Source organism: Thermoanaerobacterium thermosulfurigenes (assembly GCF_051201035.1).
Lineage (GTDB): Bacteria > Bacillota > Thermoanaerobacteria > Thermoanaerobacterales > Thermoanaerobacteraceae > Thermoanaerobacterium > Thermoanaerobacterium thermosulfurigenes.
In genome coordinates this window covers 54,945-61,639 of record NZ_JBPODR010000014.1, presented here as the reverse complement: position 1 = coordinate 61,639, position 6,695 = coordinate 54,945, and the positions used below count along the sequence as shown (strand labels likewise).

Genomic DNA, 6,695 nt, shown 5'->3' with positions numbered 1-6,695 from the left:
AGATGTGATACCTGTAAGGGGATTAGTGCGCTCAAAAATCTGGTTTTCATTCAAAATAGGAGCCATAAATGCAAAAAAAGCACTAAAAATGGCAGCAGAGATGGCTGCGGTTTTTTACAAAAATATCAAAGTCAGATTTATTCTTACAAAATCAGGTAAAAATCAGGCAAAGTTATCATTAGTAGCTTAAAAAATGCTTCTTATGACACTCAAATCATAATTTATAAAGCATAAAAAATAGCAGTAGTGTTGTTAATGATAGTATAGCAAAGTATGATGTTAATTCTCTTTTACTGTGCAGCAAGTTAACGAATGAAGATATAGTATCGAAAAAAAGCGCAATTTCTTGCGCTATTTTGCAAAAATCATTTTTTGATTGAAGCTAGAAAACAAGAACCGTTACTCTGATTTTGCTAATTTTTTACATTAAGCCTAAAATTCATTCAAAAACAGAACCCCATTTCGAATTTCTGGATTTCTTATAAATATCTCCATCGCTTTTTTTGACTGTGACTTTCTTGATGCCATCTTTTGTGCACAAATCTAATATTATGTGGCCTTTTCTTATCTGCGGATGTCTTATGATTCTGCTTTTTATCATATTGCAATGTTTTTTTGATACACATATGTACGAGAATTTTTCATCTTCGTATGGAAGCTGGCCGTTTTTGACTTTTCGGTGTATGCTTGTCCTCTGTACACGAGACGAAAAGTGGCACCAGTCATTATCATTTATTGGACATTCATTAGCGTGTGGACACGGGGCGATTACATGCGCACCAAGTGATATCAGAGTTTCCCGGGCTCTTTTTATTATAGAAAAGCCGATTTTAGTTCCTGGCTCTATGATAATCAGTATATCATTAGCAGCACTTTCCCACAGTTTTTTTATTATTTTACTCTGAACATCTTCATTTAGCTCACCGATGGAATACGACGCAATGACTATATCGTGTTTAGGCAGTTCAGATAAATTTTCTAAGTCAGCTTCCAACCAAATAGAATTCTTAATAGAACTATTGTTTGAATTTGCTGATAGATTTTTGCCAATTTTTATCATGTTCTTGTTTTTTTCCAAAAGCGTTATTTGTTCAATATCATTCCATATTGAGGTTGCTGCCCACATTGCAGTACCTGGTCCTGCGCCTACATCTAAAATTGATTTTGGATTAATATTACTGCATATATCTTTTATATCTTTTAAAACTGCATATATGGTTGCAAATGTAGCAGGCATCCTGTATGAGATGTATGCAATGGCTTCTTCGTATGAAGAAATGTGTTTATCATCAGCATTTCTGTATCGATTAGAAATGTCAGAGACTAAAGAAATCAATTTATTTATAGGCATTCTACTTGATTCTTCTTCTATGCCATTTAAAAGGTCTACTGGTATTTCCATCAAAAGAACAACCCTTTCTATGCGTATTTACTCATATATTATACCATCTTAAATGAATTTATGTTATAATTCAATTCGAGAAATTTTCTACTTCTATAGATGTGTTAAAGGACTTGATGCGATGGTTAAAGAAAAAATAAAGATTTCAGTCAGAGACATGGTTGAATTCATATTGAGGTGTGGAGATTTAAACAATGAATTTTTTGGTGGCAGCAATTTAAGGGCATTAGAAGGCACAAAGATTCACAAAAAAATTCAAAGTTCCAAAGATGAGAATTACAAAAAAGAAGTAACGTTAAGGTACGAAAGAGAATTTGATGAGTTTATCATTGCTGTAGAAGGTCGCGCAGACGGCATCATTGTAGATAATGGCAACGTAACAATTGATGAGATAAAGACTACGAGTGCTGATTTAGATGAAATATATGAAGGCTATAATCCGTTGCATTTAGCGCAGGCAAAATGTTATGCATACATTTATTCAATTCAAAATGACTTGACTACCATAGATGTTCAGCTTACGTATTATCAAATCGATAATGATGAGATTAAATATTTGAGATACACGTATTCTATAGATGAGCTAAAAACTTTTTTTGATGACCTTATTAAGAAGTATTACAATTGGGCAAGCATGTTATACAATTGGATAAAGGAAAGAAACAGTTCCATAGAAAAAATTGATTTTCCATATAAAGATTTTCGAAAAGGGCAAAAAAAGCTTATGGCATCTGTCTACAAATCTATTGAAAGTGGGAAAAAACTTTTTGTTCAAGCTCCAACAGGGATAGGGAAAACCATATCTACAATTTTCCCATCCTTGAAGGCAATGAAAAAAGGATTAACTTCAAAAATATTTTACCTTACGGCAAAGACGATAGCCCGAACGGTGTCAGAGGAAACATTTAATACACTGAGAAGCAAAGGGCTTAAAGTAAAAACATTGGTTTTAACCGCTAAAGAGAAAATATGCTTTAATGAAAAAACCGAATGTACGCCTGAAGCATGTATGTTTGCAAAAGGCCATTATGATAGGATAAATGATGCTATAATGGATATATTTTTGAATGAAGATAATTTTAATCGTTCAAAAATTGAAGAGTATGCTCAAAAGCATATGGTATGCCCATTTGAGCTTTCACTGGACTTATCTTTGTGGTCAGATGTTATAATATGCGATTACAATTACGTCTTTGATCCAAATGTGGGACTTAAAAGGTTCTTTCAAGACAAAACTGATTTTACACTTCTCGTAGATGAAGCGCACAATTTGGTGGATAGATCGAGAGAGATGTTTTCAGCGGAATTATTCAAAAAAGATTTTTTGTCTTTAAAGAAAGAGATTAAGGGTGAAAGCATCAAGCTTGAAAAGGTATTGTCAAAAATCAATTCAATATTTCTTAAATTGAAGAAAAGATGTGGTAAAAAAGGCTACTTTGTCACAGATGAGATATTTAGTGATCTAAATGGATATTTAAGACAATTTATAGGAGAAGTGGAATCGTTTCTTTCAAATGAAAGAAAGTCATTTGTTAAAGATGCCATCATTGATCTGTATTTTGAAGTGATTAGGTATCTTAAGGTTTCTGATATGTACGATGAGTCATATACGACTTATGTTGAGAAAAAAAGCGACGACTTAAAATTCAAATTATTTTGCTTAGATCCCTCTAAGCTGCTTAGTGAAACGCTTAGAAAAGTGCGAAGTACTGTGTTTTTTTCGGCTACACTTATTCCTATAACGTATTATATGTCTTTATTAGGTGGTAGCCGAGAAGATTATGGTGTTTGTCTTGATTCGCCATTTGAAACTAAAAACCGGATGATACTTATTGCGGATGATGTGTCTACAAAATACAAGGATAGAGAAAAAACTTTGGAGGAAATAGTTGGATATATACATACAACAGTGTCAAAGAAAAATGGAAATTATATTGTATATTTTCCATCTTATGAATATTTAAACATGGTGTATGAGATTTACAAGGAGAAAAGTACAGGCTATTTACTTAAGCAGAAAAGCACAATGAAAGAAAATGAAAAAGATGATTTTTTGCGCATGTTTGAAGACAGTCAAAATGGTGTTTTGGCCTTTTGTGTACTGGGTGGTGTTTTTTCAGAAGGCATCGATTTGACAAAAGATCGTTTGATAGGCGCCATAATAATAGGTGTAGGTATACCTCAGATATGTCTTGAAAGGGATATAATTAGAGATTATTTTGAAAGGAAATATGGACTGGGCTATGAATTTGCTTACCTTTATCCAGGCTTTAACAAAGTCTTGCAGTCAGCAGGACGTGTCATAAGAACGGAAGAAGATAAGGGAATAATTTTGCTTATAGATGAAAGATTTTTGCAAAAAAATTACATTAGGATATTTCCTAAAGAATGGTTTCCTTATACAAAGGTGAATCAAAGCAATTTAGGATTTCATCTTGATAGTTTTTGGAGGAGTTTTTAATGGTAGAGGTGTACGCTATAAAAGTAACGAGAGATATTGAAGAAGATGAATACAGTAAACTGTTAGCTTTTGCTTCAGAAGAAAAGAGACGAAGGGTGAACAAGATTAAAAAGCGTGAAGATGCTGTAAGGACGCTTTTGGCAGATGTGATGTTTAGGATTATATTGATTGAAAAATTTGGATTAAATAATGAGGATGTTGTAATTTATAATAATGAATATGGGAAGCCTTTTTTGAAGGATAAAAGCATATTTTTCAGCATATCTCATTCATGCCAATGGGTATCTGTAGCCGTTGATAGAAAAAACCTTGGCGTAGACGTTGAAAAAATTAGAGATGTCAATTTGAATGTGGCTAAACGTTTTTTTTCCCGCGATGAGTTTGAAGACATGATGAGGGCGCCGGATAAAATAGATTATTTTTTTACTCTTTGGACTTTAAAGGAAAGCTATGTAAAGACGTTAGGAGTGGGACTTCATATACCGTTAAGTTCTTTCACTATAAAAATTGGTGATGAGATTAAGCTTTTAAGCGAGAAAGATAACAAATATCATTTTAAACAGTATTGCGTAGACGATGACTACAAAATGGCTGTATGTGCTGAAAGTGATTTGTTTTGCAATGAAGTTAACATCGTAAGCATTGATGAAATTTTTGATTTTATATAATTTATGGTATAATTTAGAAAAAGGGAGGTGATGGTATGCAAAAACCAGTTGAACTGACGTATGGATCTAAGACATTGAGAGGTATGATGCACATTCCTAATAGTGCAAGCGGAAAAGTACCAATGATAGCTATATTTCACGGCTTTACTGGCAACAAAGTGGAGTCACATTTCATATTTGTAAAATTGTCGAGAGAGCTGGAAAAGGTAGGCATTGGCAGCGTCAGATTTGATTTTTATGGTTCTGGAGAAAGCGATGGAGATTTTGTAGACATGACATTCAGCGGTGAATTAGAAGATGCAAGAAATATAGTAGAATTTATCAAAAACCACCCAGCTACAGATATTGATAATATAGGTATATTAGGACTTAGCATGGGTGGTGCTATAGCTGCAATTATTGCAAATGAGTACAAAAACATAGTAAAATCGTTAGTGTTATGGGCTCCTGCTTTTAACATGAGAGATATAGTTATACTCCAATCTCAAAGCGAAGCAGGGAATTTGCTTAGTCAACATGGATTTTTGGACATAGGAGGTCTTGCCTTAGGGAAAGGATTTGTATCCGATATAGTTAATATCGATATTTTCCAATCTGCAAAAGGATTTGACAAAGATGTACTTATAATTCATGGTACTAAAGATGAAGCTGTTCCATACACTGTATCTGAGGAGATTTTAAAGACAGTTTATAAAGAAAAAGGTCATAGAGTATCAATAGACGGTTCAGATCATACTTTTAATAGGCTTGATTGGGAAAAAAGAGCCATAGATGAGTCTGTAACTTTTTTGAAAGAGAAATTAAGGTAAAAGGGCCAGTTATTGGCCCTTTAAAATTATCCTTCTGCTACAAGTTTTACAATATTCAATATTACCTCCACAGCCTTTTCGATAGCAAAAGTAGGTATGTATTCGTATCTGCCGTGGAAATTGTGACCGCCGGTGAAGATATTGGGAGTAGGGAGGCCCATGTATGAAAGCCTTGCACCATCTGTTCCTCCTCTTATTGGGGAAACATTAGGTTTGACATCAGCTAGTTCCATGGCTTTTACTGCAATATCGATTACCCTCATATCCTTTTCTATTATTTCTCTCATGTTGTAATATTGGTCTTTTAAGTCTATTTCAACAGTGTTTTCACCGTATTTTTCATTTAAGTTGCTAATTAAATTTATCAAGTAATTTTTTCGGTTTTCAAAGTTTTCTTTGTCAAAATCCCTTATTATGTATTGCATGTGGGTTTCTTCTACATTTCCGTCAAAATTGGTCAGATGATAGAAGCCTTCATATCCCTCTGTATTCTCAGGTGTTTCTTCAAGTGGAAGCATGGAAGCAAGTTCTACTCCAATCAACACTGAATTTTTCATTTTGCCTTTTGCCATACCTGGATGGACGTTTCTGCCGTGTATGGTTATTTTGGCTGAAGCTGCATTAAAATTCTCGTACTCTAGCTGTCCAATGCTTTCACCATCGATGGTATACGCAAAGTCTGCTCCAAATTTTTCTACATCAAATTTATCAGCACCTCTTCCAATTTCCTCATCTGGTGTAAAGCATATTTTTATCGTGCCATGCTTTATTTCAGGGTGTGAAATAAGATATTCACAAGCTGTGATGATTGCTGCAACGCCTGCTTTATCATCGGCACCTAATAGAGTCGTTCCATCTGTTGTAATCAATGATTTTCCTACGTACTGCTTTAATTCAGGGAAATCATTTGGCGACAAGACTACATTAAGATCTCTGTTTAGGACTATATCATTTCCATCATAGTTTTCTATAATCTGAGGATTTACATTTTTTCCTGACATATCAGGGCTTGTATCCATGTGGGCTATAAATCCTACTACGGGTACTTCTTCGTCAACGTTTGATAATATGGTGCCCATTACATAGCCATTTTCATCAACAGATACGTCTTCAAGTCCTATGGATTTCAATTCGTCAGATAAAACTTTTGCAAAAGCCATCTGCCCTTCTGTGCTTGGACATTTCGAAGAGTTTTCATCTGATGTCGTTTCATATTTTACGTACCTTAAAAATCGTTTAACTGCAGTTTCCAATATTACCCCTTCTTTCACAAAATATTCTATAATTTAATTTTATCACTTATAAAAAAATTTTAAAAGAATTAAAGCCTGGGCTATTACCAGGCTTAATAAAAT

At 33.9% G+C, this 6,695-nt stretch carries 5 protein-coding genes and 1 pseudogene; 4 read left to right on the top strand and 2 right to left on the bottom strand.

The window, feature by feature from the left end; all coding sequences use genetic code 11:
• A pseudogene (locus HNR52_RS07310) lies at positions 1 to 190 on the top strand (transposase); the annotation flags it as partial.
• Between the two features lie 249 nt (positions 191 to 439).
• On the opposite strand, the gene HNR52_RS07305 reads toward HNR52_RS07310, so the two are convergent.
• Complete coding sequence (locus tag HNR52_RS07305) at positions 440 to 1,402, bottom strand: small ribosomal subunit Rsm22 family protein (RefSeq protein ID WP_435620150.1); 963 nt, start codon at positions 1,400 to 1,402, stop codon at positions 440 to 442.
• A 52-nt stretch (positions 1,403 to 1,454) separates the two neighbouring features.
• On the opposite strand from HNR52_RS07305, the gene HNR52_RS07300 reads away from it, so the two are divergent.
• The 3 genes from HNR52_RS07300 to HNR52_RS07290 are packed head-to-tail and all read left to right on the top strand — an operon-like array spanning position 1,455 to position 5,340.
• Positions 1,455 to 3,863 (top strand): ATP-dependent DNA helicase, encoded by a 2,409-nt coding sequence (locus tag HNR52_RS07300; protein WP_435620149.1) that lies wholly within the window; start codon positions 1,455 to 1,457, stop codon positions 3,861 to 3,863.
• On the top strand, positions 3,863 to 4,531 hold the full coding sequence (locus HNR52_RS07295; protein ID WP_435620148.1) for a 4'-phosphopantetheinyl transferase family protein: 669 nt from the start codon (positions 3,863 to 3,865) through the stop codon (positions 4,529 to 4,531). Before HNR52_RS07300 ends, HNR52_RS07295 begins: the two co-directional genes overlap by 1 nt.
• Positions 4,532 to 4,566: 35 nt before the next feature.
• On the top strand, positions 4,567 to 5,340 hold the full coding sequence (locus tag HNR52_RS07290) for an alpha/beta hydrolase (protein ID WP_435620147.1): 774 nt from the start codon (positions 4,567 to 4,569) through the stop codon (positions 5,338 to 5,340).
• Positions 5,341 to 5,366: 26 nt separating this feature from the next.
• Here the strand turns inward: HNR52_RS07290 and pepT are convergent, their stop codons facing one another.
• Complete coding sequence (pepT, locus tag HNR52_RS07285) at positions 5,367 to 6,593, bottom strand: peptidase T (RefSeq protein WP_435620146.1); 1,227 nt, start codon at positions 6,591 to 6,593, stop codon at positions 5,367 to 5,369.
• Positions 6,594 to 6,695: the final 102 nt, after the last annotated feature.

Coding starts and splice junctions, on each gene's coding strand:
- HNR52_RS07305 (WP_435620150.1), bottom strand. CDS start 1,402: ATGGAAATACCAGTAGACCTTTTAAATGGCATAGAAGAAGAATCAAGT.
- HNR52_RS07300 (WP_435620149.1), top strand. CDS start 1,455: ATGAATTTATGTTATAATTCAATTCGAGAAATTTTCTACTTCTATAGA.
- HNR52_RS07295 (WP_435620148.1), top strand. CDS start 3,863: ATGGTAGAGGTGTACGCTATAAAAGTAACGAGAGATATTGAAGAAGAT.
- HNR52_RS07290 (WP_435620147.1), top strand. CDS start 4,567: ATGCAAAAACCAGTTGAACTGACGTATGGATCTAAGACATTGAGAGGT.